The following is a 1,150-nucleotide window of genomic DNA, read 5'->3' on the forward strand; positions in this document are numbered from 1 at the left end:
GCCCGGCGCGCCAAACCCTCGTCCGCGACCGCCCAACCGGGAGACGACACAAGATGACCGACCTGCCGACCGAGATGACATTCGTGCGCGCCTCGGGCGACGGCGGGCCGGAGGTGCTGGGGCCCGCCCGGGGGCCGCTGCCCTCCCCCGGAGACGGCGAGGTTCTGATCGAGGTCGCGGCCGCCGGCGTCAATCGCCCGGACGTCATGCAGCGCAAGGGCATGTATCCGCCGCCGCCCGGCGCGCCGGAGACGCTCGGCCTCGAGGTGTCGGGCCGGATCGCGGCCGTGGGCAAGGACGTGAAGGGCCTCGTCGCGGGCGACGAGGTCTGCGCGCTGCTCGGCGGCGGCGGCTACTCCGAATACGCCGTGGCGCCGGCCGTGACCTGTCTTCCCGTCCCGCGGGGCCTGACGGCGATCGAGGCCGCGGCTCTGCCCGAGACCTACTTCACGGTCTGGACCAATGTGTTCGAGCGCGCCGGGCTGAAGGAAGGCCAGTCCTTCCTGGTCCACGGCGGCGCGTCGGGCATCGGCACGACCGCGATCCAGCTGGCCGTCGCGCGCGGCGCCACCGTCTATGCGACCGCCGGCGGCCCCGAGAAGGTCGCGTTCTGCGAAAAGCTCGGCGCCAAGGGCATCGACTACCGCTCGCAGGATTTTCAGGCCGTGCTGAAGGAGGCGACCGGCGGCAAAGGCGTCGACGTCATCCTCGACATGGTCGGCGGCGACTACACGGGCAAGAACATCAAGTGCCTGGCGCCGAAGGGCGTGCTGGTGCAGATCGCGTTCATGAAGGGACCGAAGGTCGAGATCGACCTCACGCCCATCATGTTGAAGCGCCTCACGGTCACCGGCTCGACGCTGCGCGCCCGCTCGACCGCCGAGAAGGCCGCGATCGCCGAGGCGCTGAAGCGCGAGATCTGGCCGCTGATCGAGGCCGGCAAGGCCAAGCCCATCGTGCACGCCACCTTCCCGCTCGAGAAAGCCGCCGACGCCCACCGGCTGATGGAGGACAGCGGCCATATGGGCAAGATCGTGCTGACGACGGGACGGGCCTAGCGACCCTCTCTGTTCTCGATCTAGAGGATCGTCATGCTTTTCGACGGGCGGGACATCAAGGTTCGCGCGCGCCTTGTGGAAGGCTCGCCCGA

Annotated in this window: 1 protein-coding gene; it reads left to right on the forward strand. The window is 70.0% G+C overall.

Annotated features, from left to right (window positions below; genetic code table 11):
• The first annotated feature begins 53 nt into the window (after nucleotides 1-53).
• The gene (locus EK403_RS11260; protein ID WP_128777583.1) at nucleotides 54-1,058 is read left to right on the forward strand and encodes an NAD(P)H-quinone oxidoreductase; all 1,005 of its coding nucleotides are present in this window, start codon (nucleotides 54-56) and stop codon (nucleotides 1,056-1,058) included.
• Nucleotides 1,059-1,150: the final 92 nt, after the last annotated feature.

Source organism: Hansschlegelia zhihuaiae (genome assembly GCF_004103825.1).
GTDB lineage: Bacteria > Pseudomonadota > Alphaproteobacteria > Rhizobiales > Methylopilaceae > Methylopila > Methylopila zhihuaiae.

What these genes read in the sequence shown, in the direction of transcription:
- EK403_RS11260 (WP_128777583.1), top strand. Translation starts at nt 54, where the DNA reads ATGACCGACCTGCCGACCGAGATGACATTCGTGCGCGCCTCGGGCGAC.